Annotated in this window: 13 protein-coding genes; 7 read left to right on the forward strand and 6 right to left on the reverse strand. The window is 40.0% G+C overall.

The window, feature by feature from the left end:
- Positions 1–34 precede the first annotated feature (34 nt).
- From CMT41_RS00325 to cyaY, 3 genes are read right to left on the reverse strand one after another with little or no spacing between them, the layout of a single operon-like run.
- Entirely contained in the window at positions 35–877 is an 843-nt protein-coding gene (locus CMT41_RS00325; RefSeq protein ID WP_058026022.1) for a uroporphyrinogen-III synthase, read from the reverse strand.
- The gene (gene hemC / locus CMT41_RS00330; protein WP_057179186.1) at positions 861–1,814 is read right to left on the reverse strand and encodes a hydroxymethylbilane synthase; all 954 of its coding nucleotides are present in this window, start codon (positions 1,812–1,814) and stop codon (positions 861–863) included. Before hemC ends, CMT41_RS00325 begins: the two co-directional genes overlap by 17 nt.
- A gap of 24 nt (positions 1,815–1,838) precedes the next feature.
- Complete coding sequence (gene cyaY / locus CMT41_RS00335; RefSeq protein WP_057179187.1) at positions 1,839–2,159, reverse strand: iron donor protein CyaY; 321 nt, start codon at positions 2,157–2,159, stop codon at positions 1,839–1,841.
- Between the two features lie 154 nt (positions 2,160–2,313).
- Between cyaY and lptM the strand changes: the two genes are divergently transcribed.
- The 6 genes from lptM (at position 2,314) to CMT41_RS00365 (ending at position 9,177) form a co-directional block, all read left to right on the forward strand.
- Positions 2,314–2,592: an LPS translocon maturation chaperone LptM gene (gene lptM / locus CMT41_RS00340; protein WP_082606383.1), complete on the forward strand. Its 279-nt coding sequence runs from the start codon at positions 2,314–2,316 to the stop codon at positions 2,590–2,592.
- Positions 2,592–3,422 carry a diaminopimelate epimerase gene (gene dapF / locus CMT41_RS00345; protein WP_057179189.1) on the forward strand — a complete coding sequence of 277 codons (831 nt, stop codon included), beginning with the start codon at positions 2,592–2,594 and terminating at the stop codon, positions 3,420–3,422. Before lptM ends, dapF begins: the two co-directional genes overlap by 1 nt.
- 34 nt (positions 3,423–3,456) lie before the next feature.
- Positions 3,457–4,170: a DUF484 family protein gene (locus CMT41_RS00350; protein WP_232299988.1), complete on the forward strand. Its 714-nt coding sequence runs from the start codon at positions 3,457–3,459 to the stop codon at positions 4,168–4,170.
- Between the two features lie 276 nt (positions 4,171–4,446).
- Positions 4,447–5,223 carry an HAD family hydrolase gene (locus CMT41_RS00355; RefSeq protein ID WP_058026023.1) on the forward strand — a complete coding sequence of 259 codons (777 nt, stop codon included), beginning with the start codon at positions 4,447–4,449 and terminating at the stop codon, positions 5,221–5,223.
- A gap of 461 nt (positions 5,224–5,684) precedes the next feature.
- Positions 5,685–7,859 (forward strand): DNA helicase II, encoded by a 2,175-nt coding sequence (uvrD, locus tag CMT41_RS00360; RefSeq protein WP_058026024.1) that lies wholly within the window; start codon positions 5,685–5,687, stop codon positions 7,857–7,859.
- A 58-nt stretch (positions 7,860–7,917) separates the two neighbouring features.
- The gene (locus CMT41_RS00365) at positions 7,918–9,177 is read left to right on the forward strand and encodes a diguanylate cyclase (RefSeq protein WP_058026025.1); all 1,260 of its coding nucleotides are present in this window, start codon (positions 7,918–7,920) and stop codon (positions 9,175–9,177) included.
- A 72-nt stretch (positions 9,178–9,249) separates the two neighbouring features.
- Here CMT41_RS00365 and rarD read toward each other — a convergent pair whose 3' ends face one another.
- Positions 9,250–10,152 (reverse strand): EamA family transporter RarD, encoded by a 903-nt coding sequence (gene rarD / locus CMT41_RS00370; RefSeq protein WP_057179193.1) that lies wholly within the window; start codon positions 10,150–10,152, stop codon positions 9,250–9,252.
- Between the two features lie 386 nt (positions 10,153–10,538).
- Here rarD and recQ point away from each other — a divergent pair, with 386 nt between their 5' ends.
- A complete protein-coding gene (gene recQ / locus CMT41_RS00375) occupies positions 10,539–12,368 on the forward strand; it encodes a DNA helicase RecQ (protein ID WP_083494176.1) in 1,830 nt (609 codons plus the stop codon).
- 540 nt (positions 12,369–12,908) lie between these two features.
- Here the strand turns inward: recQ and CMT41_RS00380 are convergent.
- Positions 12,909–15,074 (reverse strand): prolyl oligopeptidase family serine peptidase, encoded by a 2,166-nt coding sequence (locus CMT41_RS00380; RefSeq protein ID WP_057179194.1) that lies wholly within the window; start codon positions 15,072–15,074, stop codon positions 12,909–12,911.
- Between the two features lie 296 nt (positions 15,075–15,370).
- Positions 15,371–15,787: a VOC family protein gene (locus CMT41_RS00385; RefSeq protein ID WP_057829897.1), complete on the reverse strand. Its 417-nt coding sequence runs from the start codon at positions 15,785–15,787 to the stop codon at positions 15,371–15,373.
- Between the last annotated feature and the right edge of the window lie 44 nt (positions 15,788–15,831).

The raw sequence follows: 15,831 nt of genomic DNA on the forward strand, positions 1-15,831 counted from the left end.
CTATATTCCATCGTTATTTATTTTATAAATAGGCTTACGAACCAGAGAGTGTTTGCAAGGTCTCACTAAGTATTTGAGCGCTAGCGCTATGGCTATTAATCACCCGTGTTAAACCTAAGGTTTGGGCATTTCTTTCAATACGATCACTGACTACTAACCACAAACACTGGCATTGCCAATAATTATCTGCGTTATCAGAGGTGCTGACTAGGTATTTTACTAATGCTAATAATATATCGTTACTGGTAACGACAATACAGTTAATTTGTTGTGCTCGCCATTGCTCAGCAATATTTATTGCTAATGTTCGCCATACACGTAGGTAACTTTCGACATAACTAACGTTAGCACCGCGTTGCCTTAAACAATCGGCAATATGTTCTCGCCCACCATTACCACGAATTATGACGACTTTTTTACCGGTAACTTGTGCTAATTGCGGTAGCTTAAGTATACCTTCACTGTGCTCTTGCTGAGGTGGTGGCGATATAACGCTAGTAATACCTATTGCCTGTAGCGCTTGTTTGGTGGCATTACCAACAGCAAAAAACTTTCTGCATACCTTGTTATTTAGTGGGTAGCTGGCGTGAGTAAATTCAACGGCGGCAACACTAACAAAGATCAGTATATCGGCGTGTGCTAGCGCTGTGCAGATGTCGTTAGCACTGGCGTTACTTTGATAGTCAAATAAGGTTTGGCTGGTGTTGGCTATGCCTTGTTGGTTAAGTAATAAGGCAAGTTGTTGAGCTTTAGCCTTAGGTCTAGTGATTAAGACCTTAAGCGGTTTACCTAAGGTAAGTAAAGACGGCTCTGGTGTAGGTGTCTCAAGTGCTATCACTTGAGAGCTATGTTCGGCAGACTTAGGTGTTTTCGGCATTACTTTCTGCATACACTTGCTGTAAGATTTTATCGGCACCTCGATTAAGTAATTCTTGCGCAAGCTTATTGCCGAGTGCTTCAGCTTCTGCAACCGGGCCAGTAATTTCACTTTTAATTATTTCACTGCCATCAACAGCACCCACTAAACCACGTAAGTAAAGTTCTTTACCATCTGCAGAGATAACACCATAGCTGCCAATAGGTACCTGACAGCCACCTTGTAAGGCTCTGTTCATCGCACGTTCGGCTAAAACACGTATACGAGTGGTGCTACATTCTAACGGTGCCAACAAGGCTTTAATAGTTTCATCGTCGTTGCGACATTCAATGCCAACAGCGCCTTGGCCATTTGCCGGCAGCATTACTTCTGGTTCGATAAATTCTGCAATACGCTCAGGCATAGCTAAGCGAATTAGCCCGGCAGCGGCTAAAATGATGGCATCGTATTCACCGTCATCTAATTTTCTTAAGCGGGTGTTTACATTACCACGTAAATCACGAACATCTAAATCTGGGCGGCTGGCTTTTAATTGACACTGGCGGCGTAAGCTTGACGTACCGACAATGGCGCCTTGTGGTAAATCGCTTAATGACTTGATGGTATTAGAAACAAAAGCATCACGGGGATCTTCACGAGGACAAATCACTGTTAAGCCTAAGCCATCAGGAAAATCTACCGGTACATCTTTCATAGAATGAACCGCAATATCAGCACGATTTTCAAGTATTGCCACTTCAAGCTCTTTAACAAATAAGCCTTTACCACCCACCTTGGCTAAAGGCGTGTCTAAAATGATATCGCCCTTGGTGGTCATAGGTACTAATTCAACGTTAATACCGGCATGAAAATGCTCAAGTTGAGCTTTAACATATTCAGCTTGCCATAAGGCGAGAGCGCTTTTGCGTGTGGCAATGCGAACTGTAGTGTTAGTCATTCTATTTATCCAAATATATCAAGGTTACTGAGCTGAAAGTGTTAATTCAGTTTCAGCTTGTATGCTTACCGCTTTTGATAAAAACTGCCAAAATTCATCACCACTGCGTTTATCTATCCAACGCTCGTTGTTAAAGACAAAGTGGTGACCGTTAAATTTTGTTGCTACCCATATTTCATGTAAGGGCGCTTGCTTGTTGATGATCACTTTGCTGGAATTTAGAAAAGTGAGCGTTAATAATCCGCCAACGGCTTCGTAATCTATATCGACACCAGAGTCTTCGACAGCTTCTTCTATAGCGAGAAGAAGTTCATCAGTGAGTAAGTTGTATTGGCTATCGTTCATTGCCTATCCTTTAACTATCATTATTTTTCTAAGTGAGTATTATTGTTGATAAGCATGTGAGTATAATGGTAATCAGACCAAATAAATATAGATATAGAGCGGTTAAGTTAAGCTAAAAACCTTGATTTAAACGACTTTCATGGTAAAAACCATCATGAGTACCAATAGACAGCGTTACTTACATCGTAATTTAAATATCAAAAAGATTTTACTGACTTTTCTCGCTGCAGTTTTTTTATCTGCTTGTGGTATTAAAGGTGATTTATATCAAACACCTGAGCAAGCAGTTACCGAGCCAGCTGAACAAAACCAAGCACAAACCGTAACAAGGCTTGATGAGTCAAAAAAACAACAAGCTGTGCAGCAGCCAATAGAGTCAGCAGTTATTCCTTCAGTAAAACAGTCAACAGACCAAGTTAAAGAGTCACCCTAATGTTAGTCAACTTTTCTAAAATGCATGGTTTAGGTAATGACTTTCTCGTGCTTGATAATGTCACGCAAAATGTTTTTTTATCACCAGAACAAATCGCTAAAATTGCTGACAGAAACTTCGGTGTTGGTTTTGATCAACTATTAATTGTTGAGCCGCCCTATGATCCCGATTTAGATTTTCATTACCGTATTTATAATGCTGATGGCAGTGAGGTCGGGCAGTGTGGTAATGGCGCTCGCTGTTTTGCAAAGTTTGTCCGGATGAAAGGCTTGTGTAATAAACATAAGATTAAAGTTTCTACCAGTACAGGCAAGATGAATTTACACATAGAGCGTGATGGTAATATTTCCGTCACTATGCCTGTGCCGCAATTTGAACCGAGTAAAATCCCTTTTACTGCCAAGAAAATGGAAGGCACTTATATTCTACGCAGTGAAAGTGAAACTGTTTTATGTGGCGTTGTCTCTATGGGTAATCCACATTGTGTTGTTACCGTTGATAGTGTCGCGGAAGCACCTGTTGCCTCACTTGGTAAAGAGTTATCAACCCATGAGCGTTTTCCTAAAGATGCCAATGTTGGTTTTATGGAAATCGTCTCGTCGAATTATATTAAATTAAGAGTCTATGAGCGTGGTGCAGCAGAAACCTTAGCTTGTGGTAGTGGTGCCTGTGCAGCCGTTGTTATTGGGTATATGCAGAAAAAACTAGCCAAACAAGTAACCGTAGAGCTGCCAGGTGGTAAATTACGCATATTTTGGCAAGGACCGGGTCACCCGGTGAAGATGTCAGGACCCGCCACTCACGTATTTGATGGCCAAATATCTATATGATACTAATCCCCAACCCTATTAGCGATAGCATGCAATGAAAGAAGAAACCAGTAAAATTAATGATGTACAACAAGGTATCAATAGTGAAGATCTGCCATTAACGGATGAGTTAGTGGTCAGTTACTTACAAGATAACCCTGAATTTTTTAATCGTCATAATAGTTTAATGACCAGCTTACGTTTAATCGATGAGCAACGTGGCACTGTCTCTTTAGTTGAACGCCAACAACAGCTACTTCGCCAAAAAATACACGGTTTAGAAGATGAAATTACTCAGTTAATGTCGGTCGCTAATCATAATGAGCAGTTATTTGTGCTCTATAGTGATCTCTATTTACGTTTACTTGATTGTCAGTCTGCGGGGGAATTACTCGATTGCTTACATCACACAACTATTGAGTTGTTATCGCTATCATCGTTCAAATTGTGGTTACTTCCGGCAAATAATACCGCACTTACTCATCACAGCTTATCAACAAATGATTGCGCTGACATAATGCAAAATCGTTTAAGTAAGGAGGAATACTATTTTGGTCGCTTGCAAGAAAGTGAACAAACCCTGATATTCTCGCAGCCGTGTGCAGGCTCAGTGGTATTGATTAAACTAACTCATGAAGAAAAAGTACTTGGTTTTATGGCGATTGGTAGTGCCGAGGCCCACCATTTTGATCCACGAATGGATACCTTATTACTTAATCAATTTAAACGGCTAGTGGCAAAATTGTTACAACAACAGTTAGCACTGTAGTACTCGCTTTTGCTAAATCAATTTAAACGGCTGCTTACCGAGTAAATGGCAAAATTGTTACAACAACAGTTAGCACTGTAGTACTCGCTTTTGCTAAATCAATTTAAACGGCTGCTTACCGAGTAAATGGCAAAATTGTTACAACAACAGTTAGCACTGTAGTACTCGCTTTTGCTAAATCAATTTAAACGGCTGCTTACCGAGTAAATGGCAAAATTATTACAACAACAGTTAGCACTGTAAATATTTTAAGTATTATCAGGGTTATGTAAGACTATGCGATTTTACCGACGATTAACCACGATTAAGGCCATCAGTTTTGATTTAGATGACACCTTATATAATAACCGCCCAGTAATGCTAGCCATTGAAAAGCAAATGTTGCAGTATTTTACTGAAAGGTTTGCCCTTTTATTGCCTGAGTTAGTTCCTAAGCTAAAGCCGATTTTTAATCGCCGTTTCTGGGCACCATATCGTCAACAAGCACTTGCAGCTACACCTGACCTTAGCCATGATGTTGTTAGAGTTCGTTATGAAACTTATCGTTTGGGGTTGCTGGCACATAATGTCTCGGCAGAAGACGCGGTACAAGAAGCACAAGCGGGCTTAGATTTTTTTATTAGCTTACGTAGTGATTTTACCGTACCGAAAGCGAGCCATGAATTGTTAGCGAGTTTAAGCAAGGAGTTCCCTTTGGTAGCCATCAGTAACGGCAATGTAAATACCAAAACCTTGGGTATAGCTCACTACTTTCAACACATTTACCATGCGGGTTTTCAACGCGGTACTAATCATGGTGAAAGTGGACACTTGCTAAGGCAAAAGCCTGCGGCAGATATGTTTACTTTGGTCTGTCAGCAGTTAACCATTCCAATGGAGCAGTTACTGCATGTCGGTGACTGTGGCTTTGCTGATATTTATGGAGCGTTAAATGCGGGCTGTCAGACTGCTTGGTTACCGCAATACGGTGTCGGTAAAAAATTACAGCAATTACCTCATATTGAATTGACCCAAGTAAGCGAACTGTTGCAATTACTTGATTATAAACAATAGGCATACCTAAATCCGTACAGTTGCTATAGCGCTTAGTGCTATAAAACAGATCAAAAATCTTATCTTTTGCTTGCTCACTACGCAGTAATTCAGTACGGGTTAATTACAGTAACTTCATCTTTATTGAGCATGGGCTACTGTCAGAATTAAAGATAAATAACGCAGCAACACTTGTTGGGGTATGCATCATAGCTTTGAAAGTAAGCAGCAGTTAAATGCTCTAGTCGCTTGTTTTATAGTATTATTTATCCTTGTTTTCTTTATTAACTCCTTGGATATCAAAATCAGTGTAGCGAAATTGACTAGCAGGAACGAGCTATAATGTGCTGCAAGGGTACTGTAAAAATAAACAGCAGATCACAACAACTAGTTTTAAATGGTGATATACTTTTGCCTATTATTATTTAGCACCACTATCTACTTCATTAGATAATGCCACCGCAAGAAAGGTTTTTAACCCTATGGACGTTTCAGAATTACTCGACTCTCTTAATGATAAGCAGCGTGAAGTTGTTGCTGCCCCTAAGCAAAATATGCTTGTTTTGGCTGGCGCAGGTAGTGGTAAAACTCGAGTATTAGTGCAGCGTATTGCCTGGTTAATACAAGTAGAAAAAGTTTCATCACACAGCATATTGGCGGTAACCTTTACCAATAAAGCGGCGGCAGAAATGCGTGCTCGTGTTGAACAGGTAGTGGCTGGTAATACTCATGGTATGTGGATTGGCACCTTTCACGGTTTAGCACATCGTTTGTTACGTATGCATTTTAAAGAAGCCAATTTACCGCAAAGTTTTCAAGTATTAGACAGCGATGATCAATTACGCCTAATCAAAAGAATCGTTAGGTCACTAGAACTTGATGAGAAAAAATGGCCGCCTAAGCAATTTGTTTGGTATATCAATGGTAAAAAAGATGAAGGTCTACGTCCTAAGCATATAGATGCCCAATTTGATCCCACAGAAGAGTTATTTGTTAAAGTGTATAAAGCTTATCAAGAAACTTGTGACCGAGCTGGCTTAGTCGATTTTGCGGAATTATTATTGCGTGCCCATGAATTATGGTTGGAAAATCCTGTGTTGTTAGAACATTACCAACAGCGTTTTGGCCATATTTTGGTGGATGAATTTCAAGATACCAACGCCATTCAATATGCTTGGCTTACCATGTTAGGTAAAGCTCGCAGCAAGGTAATGATTGTTGGAGATGATGATCAATCTATTTATGGCTGGCGTGGCGCAAAAATAGAAAACATTGAACGATTTTTAAAAGAGTATGATGATACTAAAACGATTCGACTCGAACAAAACTACCGCTCCACCGCCAATATTTTGCAAGCAGCGAACCAATTAATTAGCAACAATAATAATCGCATGGGCAAAAAGTTGTGGACCGATGGTGAGGCTGGCGAAAAAATCTCAATTTATACCGCTTTTAATGAAATTGATGAAGCGCGTTTTATCGCCGGTCGTATTAAACAATGGCGTGATGACGGTGGCAAACTGGACGAAATAGCCATTTTGTATCGCTCTAATGCGCAATCTCGTTTACTTGAGGAAGCTCTATTACAAGGACAATTACCTTATCGTATCTATGGTGGTCAACGATTCTTTGAACGACAAGAAATCAAAGACACCCTTGCTTATCTGCGCCTTATCAATAACCGTGATGATGATGCCGCCTTTGAGCGTGTTATTAATACGCCAACCCGTGGCATTGGTAATCAAACCTTATCGTTAATTAGAGATGCCGCCCGTGGTATGGAAGTAACGATGTGGCAAGCTTGTCAGCATATGTTGCAAGCAGAGCAACTAAAAGGGCGAGGTGCTAAAACCATAACCGCCTTCATCCAGCTTATTGAGCAATTAGAAGATGATACCCAGAATTTAGATTTAGATCAGCAAGCGAATTTTGTCATTAATAATAGTGGTTTAAAGGCTATGTACCAGGCAGAAAAAGGTGAGCGGGCTGCCCAACGTATAGAAAACTTAAATGAGCTGGTTACCGCCTGCCAAACTTTTGAAAGTGATCCTGAGTTAGTCGAAGAGCAAAGCCCATTAACCGCTTTTCTCACTCATGCGGCATTAGAGTCAGGTGAGTCACAAGCCGATGAATTTGAAGCCGCCGTACAGTTAATGACCATGCATTCAGCTAAAGGGTTAGAGTTTCCTCTGGTGTTTATTGCGGGACTTGAAGAAGGCATGTTCCCATCACAAAAATCGGTTGAAGAAATAGGGCGTTTAGAAGAAGAGCGTCGATTGTGTTATGTCGGCATGACACGAGCAATGCGTAAGCTATACTTATGCCATGCTGAAAGTCGTCGCTTATATGGGCAGGAAAAACACCATAAAGCCAGTCGTTTTTTACGTGAATTACCTGAAGAGTGTATAGAAGAAATTCGTATGCAGGCGCAAGTAAAACGACCGAGTAAAGTGGGCAGATTCTCCAACACCTTTACCCTTGAAACCTTTGAAAATACAGGTTTTAAGTTGGGTCAGCTGGTTAAACATGCTAAGTTTGGTGAAGGGGTAGTGCTTAACTATGAAGGTAGTGGTACTCAGTCGCGTATTCAGGTGAATTTTGCCGATGTTGGTAGTAAATGGCTAGTGGTGGAGTATGCCAATTTAGAAACAGCCTAAGTTCAGCAGTGAACCTAACGTCCATAGAGTAGCCGATTTAAAATCTGAAGGTGTAGTGATGTCGCAAAGATTATTAGTGGTAGAAGACAGCAAACCGATAGCAACCGTTATCAAACAGATAGCCCATTCATTAAAATTTGAGGTGGTTATAGCGACCACCTTGGCTGAAGTAGAAGATATTTTATCTGCCGATACTGACTTTTTTGCCGCGACCATAGATTATGCGCTACCTGATGCGCTCGACGGTGAAGCCATCGCCTGTGTCTTATCCCATGGTATTCCTAGCATTGTGATGACAGGGAAAATGGATGATGAAACTCGGCAGAAAATATTATCTCAGCCGGTAATTGATTATATTCCCAAAGAGAATAGCCAAGCCTTTTTGTATTTAAAGCGCGTTTTACATTGGCAGCTAACCAATGATCAAAATACCATTTTAGTGGTGGATGACTCCTCGGCAGCGCGTAATCATATTGTTGAATTATTAAAACGTCGTAATTTTACTGTGGTAACCGCTAATAATGGTGTGCAGGCATTAGAGAAACTAGCTCAACACAAAAATATTAAAATGGTGATAACCGATTTAGAAATGCCGGAAATGGATGGTATCGAGCTGACCAATGAAATTCGCCGTATTTATACACGTGAGCAATTAGCCGTAATAGGTATCTCTGGCGCGACTAGCGGCATTCATTCAGCGCGTTTTATAAAAAATGGCGCTGATGATTTTTTACGGAAACCCTTTTGCCCGGAAGAATTTTATTGTCGTATTACCCAAAACATTGAGAGTTTGAATAATATTGCCAAAATTCAACATGCCGCCAATACGGATTATTTAACTGATCTTGCTAACCGTCGTGCTTTTTTCCATGCGGCTGAATTGCGCATTAAAGAATATATCCAGAAAAAAGTACCTTACTGTTTAGCTATGATAGATATCGACTTCTTTAAGAAGGTTAATGATAGCTACGGTCATGATGCGGGTGATCAGGTATTAAAAGTGATTGCGCTTTATATGCGTAAACACTTTAGTGCAGGGCTAACAGCTCGTTTGGGTGGAGAAGAGTTTGCGGTATTATTACACGGCATTGATGTCGATAATTTGTATAACAGGTTAGACGACTTTAGACGCGAAATTTCCGTGTCGACTATTCCAGTCGGTGGAGTACCTATATCAATAACGTTAAGCATTGGCGTGATTTTTGATAGTCAAGATAAGTTCGCTAAGCAAATGAATGAAGCCGATAATGCCTTATATTTAGCAAAAGAAAATGGTCGTAATCAAGTGGTTATCTCAGGCGCTGAACTCGAAGACTAACTTGCCACCTTAAAAAATAAATAAAAGAGCGCTTATCACTGCTGAGGATAAGCGCTTTTTTTTCGCCTACTTTTATGCGCGTTTTCTTAACGAGTCTAAGGTATAGAGTGCTAATGCCGCCCAAATGAAAATAAAGGTGATCAGCTCAGCACTTTTCATGGTTTCTTGATAATAAAAAGTCGCCAATAAAAACATAATACTTGGCCCTAAATATTGAAAAAACCCTAAGCTTGACAGTGTTAACCTTTTTGCGGCTATAGTAAATAATAATAATGGTGCTGTGGTTACCAAGCCTGCCATGATCAAAGTAAAATTCAAACTAGAGCTATTTAACGCCATATTACTGGTACTGCTTTCAACAAAGAAAAACCAATAAATCAGGGCTATCGGTAGCATTAACAATGACTCAATAAATAAACCAATGAATGAATTAACCGGCAGTTTCTTTCTTATTAAGCCATAAATGGCAAAGGTAGTGGCTAAGGCGAGTGAAATCATTGGCAGAGTACCTAAGGCAACCAGTTGCACCAATACACCCGTCAGGGCTAAACCTACCGCTATTAATTGATTACGGCGTAAACGTTCATGAAAAAATATCATGCCAAGGACAACATTAAAGAGTGGGTTAATGTAGTAACCTAAACTGGCATCGAGCAAGTGGTTATTATTAATTGCCCAAATAAACAGAAACCAATTTACCGCCAGAAAGCTAGCTGATAAAGACAGCAAGAGTAATATCTTTGGCTGACGGAAAACAGTAACGAGCTGTGACCATTTTTTCATAACGACAATCATCACTAGCAAAAATAAAGCTGACCAAATAACCCTATGCATTAATATTTCACCGGGCTCAATTTCGTTGAGTAATTTAAAATATATTGGCGCAAAACCCCACAGTAGGTATGCGCTTAAGGCACTTAAGGCGCCGTTACGGCTGCTATTGGCTTCAAGTTGATCAGAGGTTGCTGTACTCATCAGTTAATCATTCCAGGGCAAGCTATAAGGAAAGGCGGAATAATAACATGACCTTAAGCGGTGTAAGTACTAAAAGTTCAGTACTTATTGTTGGCGGTGTAAACTTGTTAATACGAGGAACGGTAAGCTGGCTATACAGCCATAATAGTCACCATGGGTTTTTAGTATGGCAGCGAAAATTATGTTCAAGGTGGGTTTTTTATTAATGGCGTGGTCTTAAAAATAGGGGCTATCAAGAGCATGAATTATGAATTTTAAGGTAACTTGGCCATAAATATCAATAAGATCGACGCTAAGTTAAAAATATATTTTTCTGTACTATGTTTTCACTGCACCGCTGAGTTAAAATAGCTTTATTACTCCTTAGAAAATTAGTCGACACCTTCTTGAATTCCTCAGTAGCCACAGCCAATACAGCAAGCAGTGCAATAGATAAGGCCTTATTGCTTGAAACCTTAAAACACTATTTTGGCTATGAAAGTTTTCGTACCGGTCAAATCGAGATTATTAATAATTTATTGCAAGGGCGAGATTCTCTGGTATTAATGCCTACCGGCGGGGGTAAATCGCTGTGTTATCAATTACCAGCGGTGTTGTTGCCAGGGGTTACTATTGTTGTTTCGCCTTTAATTGCCTTGATGAAAGATCAAGTAGATGGCTTAACTCACCAAGGCATATCGGCGGCGTTTATTAACTCTAGCCTAGAGCAAAGCGAGATCAATGATATTTTTGCTCGCTTAGGGCGAGGTGAAATTAAGTTACTGTATGTGGCGCCGGAACGTTTAACTAATTACTACTTCCTACAAAGCTTAAGGCAATTGCCCTTAAGTTTATTTGCTATTGATGAAGCACACTGTATTTCTCAATGGGGCCATGATTTTAGGCCAGCCTATACCAAGCTACAATGTTTAAAACAAAATTTTCCTACGGTACCTGTGATGGCATTAACCGCTACGGCGGATGTCACCACCCGCAAAGATATTTTGCACCAGCTGGCGCTGCCAAACCCCTATATTCATCTTGATAGCTTTGACCGTCCCAATATCCGTTTTACCTTAGCGCCTAAATATAATGGCGAAAAGCAGTTGCTCGGTTATATCAAAAAGAAAGGCGAAGATAGCGGCATTATTTATTGTAACAGTCGTTGGCAAGTAGACAAACTGACTAAGTATTTAGCGGCCAGCGGTATAAATTGTGCGGCTTACCATGCCGGTTTAGAGAATGAAATCCGTACCATAGTGCAAGAAGGATTTACTAAAGATAACATTCAGATAGTGATAGCTACCGTTGCCTTTGGCCTAGGTATTAATAAACCTAATGTCCGTTATGTTATACATTTTGAGCCACCACGTTCCTTGGAATCTTATTATCAAGAAATAGGTCGCGCTGGGCGTGATGGTTTAGACGCAGAAGCCTTATTTTTGGTTGATGAAAAAGATGTCGCCCGCATTAAGAAACGTATTAGTGAGGGCGATAACCCTGAGCGAGTAAATGTTGAAATGCAGCGCTTTGCTGCCATGAATGCTTTTATTGACGCACAAACCTGTCGTCGACAAGTGGTACTGAATTATTTTGCTGAATATACCGAAAAAGGCTGTGGTAACTGCGATATTTGCTTAGACCCACCGAGTCAGTTTGATGGCACTATAGAGGCACAAAAAGTATTGTCATGTGTATATCGTATCGAGCAACAAGGTGATATTGACCATGTAATTGCCGTGTTACGCGGTGAACTTACCGATAAAATTAAACAGTTAGCGCACGATAAAGTCTCTACCTTTGGTTTAGGCAAGGGAAAAACTGCCGGTTATTGGTACTCGATTATTGGTCAGCTAATACACTTAGGCTATTTGCAGCAAGATATCGAGCAACAATCTATTTTATGTTTAACACAAGCCTCGGGTGTGGTACTAAAAGCGCAAGAGCCATTAATGTTAGCCAGCCCACGTTTACAAAAAGCCAGCTACTGGCAGCAAAAAATCCCACAAAAGAGTTATGATCGGGCTTTATTTGCCAAATTGCGTGAACTGCGTAAAGCCATTGCCGATGGCGAAGATATTGCACCCTTTATTGTCTTTAATGATGCCACCTTATCTGAATTAGCACGGGTAAAACCGAAAACCTCTCGGGGCATGCTTGCTATCAGTGGTATAGGTGAAGTGAAGTTATCCCGTTATGGTCAACCATTTTTGGCCTTGATTAAGGAACATGGCTAAACAGTTCCTTGATTACTTGAAGTAGGTAGGAATCAATTTGTAGTAAGCCCGTTACCATTTTCTTTATTGAGTATCTGGTTAGTTTCTCTATTCGCTATAGCGTCTTTTAACCTGAGTTCGATAGAATATTTAACCGCAGATAAAAAAGCCACTGAACTTGAATAAGTTAGTGGCTTGGTCGTTAACATGAAAAAACTGAGCGAAGCCAGGATAATAAGGCTAATTTATACTGATTTGAACCGATACCAGTTTAAAGCAAGTGTAGTTAATCTTTCTCAGCAGCTTCAGTTTGTGCTGTTGTTTTATCTTGAGCTTGTTCTTGCGCTTTTTTTTCATCATGGCCTTCGCCACCACAACCACCCATAATTTACTCCATTATTAACGTTGAGAAATAAAGTCTCGAAATGCTTTTTTGACATAACACTTCGAATTAAATAGGACTTGTTGCAATAGTACCTGAGTAATATTCTCAGGTACTTGCTCAAGATCAGCTTTGCTCATATAAAGTAAAGGTTAACGATACTTTGACTTTTTACTCTGCTACTTTGGTAACACCTTAAAACCCATGTTAAACAAGGTAAAGGCATAGATATCGGCATATTGATCGATAGTTTTAGATACCGGTGTACCAGCACCATGACCAGCATTGGTTTCAATACGGATAAGCATTGGTGCATTGCCAGCTTGTTTGGCTTGTAACTCAGCAGCAAACTTAAATGAATGTGCCGGCACTACACGGTCATCATGATCGCCAGTAGTGATCAAGGTCGCTGGGTAGCTAACACCAGCTTTAACATTGTGTACGGGCGAATAAGCTTGTAAGTATTTGAACATTTCTTCACTTTGCTCAGCGGTACCGTAATCGTATGCCCAACCTGCACCCGCAGTGAAGGTATGGTATCTCAGCATATCTAATACACCAACGGCTGGTAAAGCTACTTTCATTAGATCAGGACGTTGTGTCATAACAGCACCAACTAATAAACCGCCATTAGAGCCGCCATTAATGGCTAAGTAATCACTAGAAGTATAATCTTTTTTGATTAAGTACTCAGCAGCAGCAATAAAGTCATCAAAAACATTTTGTTTGTCTAACTTGATACCAGCGTTATGCCACTTTTTACCGTATTCACCGCCGCCACGTAAGTTAGCAACAGCATAAATACCACCTTGCTCTAGCCATACCGCACGAGCAACACTAAATCGTGGTGTTAAACTAATATTGAAACCACCATAACCATATAAAATAGTCGGATTTTTACCATTAAGTTCAATACCTTTTTTATAGGTAATGATCATAGGTATTTGTGTGCCATCTTTTGATGGATAAAATACTTGTTTTGATTCATAAGCATTACTGTCAAATTTAGCGCCTGACTTACGGTAAACGTCACTATTGCCATTATCTATATTGTAGCTATAGATGGTACCTGGCGTTTTGTAGTTGCTAAATGAGTAATATAAGATACTTTCGTCTTTGTCACCTTCTAAGGCAGAAGTACTACCAATACCGGGTAAGTTGATTTCACGTACTTGTTTACCTTGATAATCGTATTGGTAAACTTTCGAAATAGCATCAACCATATACTCAGTAAAGAAGTAACCGCCACCCGTAGAAGCGCTTAGTACATATTTAGTTTCGGCAATAAAGTCGGTCCAGTTTTTACTTGCTGGTGCGCTCGCATTTACCGTGACAATTTTCTTGTTTGGCGCATTTAGATTAGTCACTAAAAATAGCTTATCGCCCTCATTTTCAAGTAGATAAGTATCGGCATCAAAGTTATCGGTAATGGTTACTAATGGGCTATCTGGCTTACTTAAGTCTTTAAGATAAAGATCGTTACCTGAGGTTGAAATTGCACCTGAAATAAGTAAGAAGCGGTTATCTTCGGTGACAGTACCACCAACGTAACGACGCTTTTGTTCGGCAGTGTTACCAAAAATAATTTTATCGTCTTTTTGTGGTTGACCTAAGACATGGTAATAAAGTTTATGTTGATCGGTTTTTGCCGATAACTCACTGCCCTCTGGCTTATCATAACTTGAGTAGTAAAAACCTTCGTTTTTGAACCAAGAAATACCTGAGAATTTCACATCAACAAGTGGTGTCTCTAATACTTTTTTTGTTTCTACATCAATAATGATGATTTTACGCCAGTCACTACCACCTTCAGAAATAGCATAAGCGGCAATTGAACCATCTTTTGAGAAGCTAAGTTGTCCCAAAGACGTGGTGCCATCTTCACTGAAAGTGTTTGGATCTAAAAATACTTCAGCAGTGCCACCGTCTTTTTGACGATAAACCACATACTGGTTTTGCAAACCATCATTTTTATAAAAATAGGTATAGTTACCCTCTTTGAAAGGAGCACCCACTTTTTCATAGTTCCATAATTCAGCTAAACGAGACTTTAGTTGGTCGCGGTAAGGAATTTTCGCTAAGTAATCAAAAGTCACTTTGTTTTCTGCTTTAACCCAAGCGCTAGTTTCTTCACTACGGTCATCTTCTAACCAACGGTATGGGTCGGCAACATCAGTACCAAAGTAATTATCAACTACGTCACCTTTAAGCGTTACTGGGTAACTAATTTTTTGTGCTTGAGTGACTGCGATTGGGTCTGATGTTTGTTTAATGCTGTTGCCAGTACAACCGGCTAATACACTAGTGACCAAGATACTGGTCAAGAAAATACTTTGTTTGTTCATTTGAGTCTCGCTTGTTGAAGTGAGTATTATGCCGCGACTAGTACTTAGCGACATATTGACATTTATTTTACAAATCGTTTAGCAGTGTAGCAGAGGAGGCTTTAGTAAAACTATGGCTTACCTCATTGAGTGGTGAGGCAAGCGGCAGTATTTTGTTACAGAGTATTACTAACTGTTTGTCGGAGGGGAAATTAGCGCATAACTTGCTAAGTTTACGCTAGGTTAATGAATACTGTAACCTTCTCATGGTTGGTAACTAGGTACTCATCAACATAGCTTAGCGCCGCATATTGGCATTAATAACGGTTTCTTAGTTCAGGAATATCGGTATGGTATTGCACGAACTCTACTTCATAACCATCAGCATCTAGAAAATAGATGTTCTCTCTATACTTATCAGGGGTGCCGTCTTTATGGATAGGGAAACCAGCTTGGGTTATCCGCGCTATGGTACCTTTTAAGTCACTGGTAACATAGGCAAAATGCGCTAAACCTACTTGATGGCCGGTTAAGTCTCTGTTGTCACCAACACCATTATCGGCAAAGGCGATATATTGATAGTCATCACCAAAGTGTAACCAATTTCTTGGTTTGCCAGACCATTCACCTTTGTCACCACCACGTACATGCCAGTGAGGAAAAGCGGCGCGGTAAAAAGCTAAACTTTTTTCTATATCACTGACCACTAAGTTAATGTGTTCTAAGGTAATCATAATTGCTCTCCGTTACCTATTTTGTAGGTATATTTTTAATAAGT

The sequence above is a fragment of the Colwellia sp. MT41 genome, from assembly GCF_001444365.1.
In the GTDB taxonomy this organism is placed as follows: domain Bacteria; phylum Pseudomonadota; class Gammaproteobacteria; order Enterobacterales; family Alteromonadaceae; genus Colwellia; species Colwellia marinimaniae.

Bases quoted from the DNA above. Each gene is read 5' to 3' on its own strand.
- CMT41_RS00325 (WP_058026022.1), bottom strand. From the start codon at position 877: ATGCCGAAAACACCTAAGTCTGCCGAACATAGCTCTCAAGTGATAGCA.
- hemC (WP_057179186.1), bottom strand. From the start codon at position 1,814: ATGACTAACACTACAGTTCGCATTGCCACACGCAAAAGCGCTCTCGCC.
- cyaY (WP_057179187.1), bottom strand. From the start codon at position 2,159: ATGAACGATAGCCAATACAACTTACTCACTGATGAACTTCTTCTCGCT.
- lptM (WP_082606383.1), top strand. From the start codon at position 2,314: ATGAGTACCAATAGACAGCGTTACTTACATCGTAATTTAAATATCAAA.
- dapF (WP_057179189.1), top strand. From the start codon at position 2,592: ATGTTAGTCAACTTTTCTAAAATGCATGGTTTAGGTAATGACTTTCTC.
- CMT41_RS00350 (WP_232299988.1), top strand. From the start codon at position 3,457: ATGAAAGAAGAAACCAGTAAAATTAATGATGTACAACAAGGTATCAAT.
- CMT41_RS00355 (WP_058026023.1), top strand. From the start codon at position 4,447: ATGCGATTTTACCGACGATTAACCACGATTAAGGCCATCAGTTTTGAT.
- uvrD (WP_058026024.1), top strand. From the start codon at position 5,685: ATGGACGTTTCAGAATTACTCGACTCTCTTAATGATAAGCAGCGTGAA.
- CMT41_RS00365 (WP_058026025.1), top strand. From the start codon at position 7,918: ATGTCGCAAAGATTATTAGTGGTAGAAGACAGCAAACCGATAGCAACC.
- rarD (WP_057179193.1), bottom strand. From the start codon at position 10,152: ATGAGTACAGCAACCTCTGATCAACTTGAAGCCAATAGCAGCCGTAAC.
- CMT41_RS00380 (WP_057179194.1), bottom strand. From the start codon at position 15,074: ATGAACAAACAAAGTATTTTCTTGACCAGTATCTTGGTCACTAGTGTA.
- CMT41_RS00385 (WP_057829897.1), bottom strand. From the start codon at position 15,787: ATGATTACCTTAGAACACATTAACTTAGTGGTCAGTGATATAGAAAAA.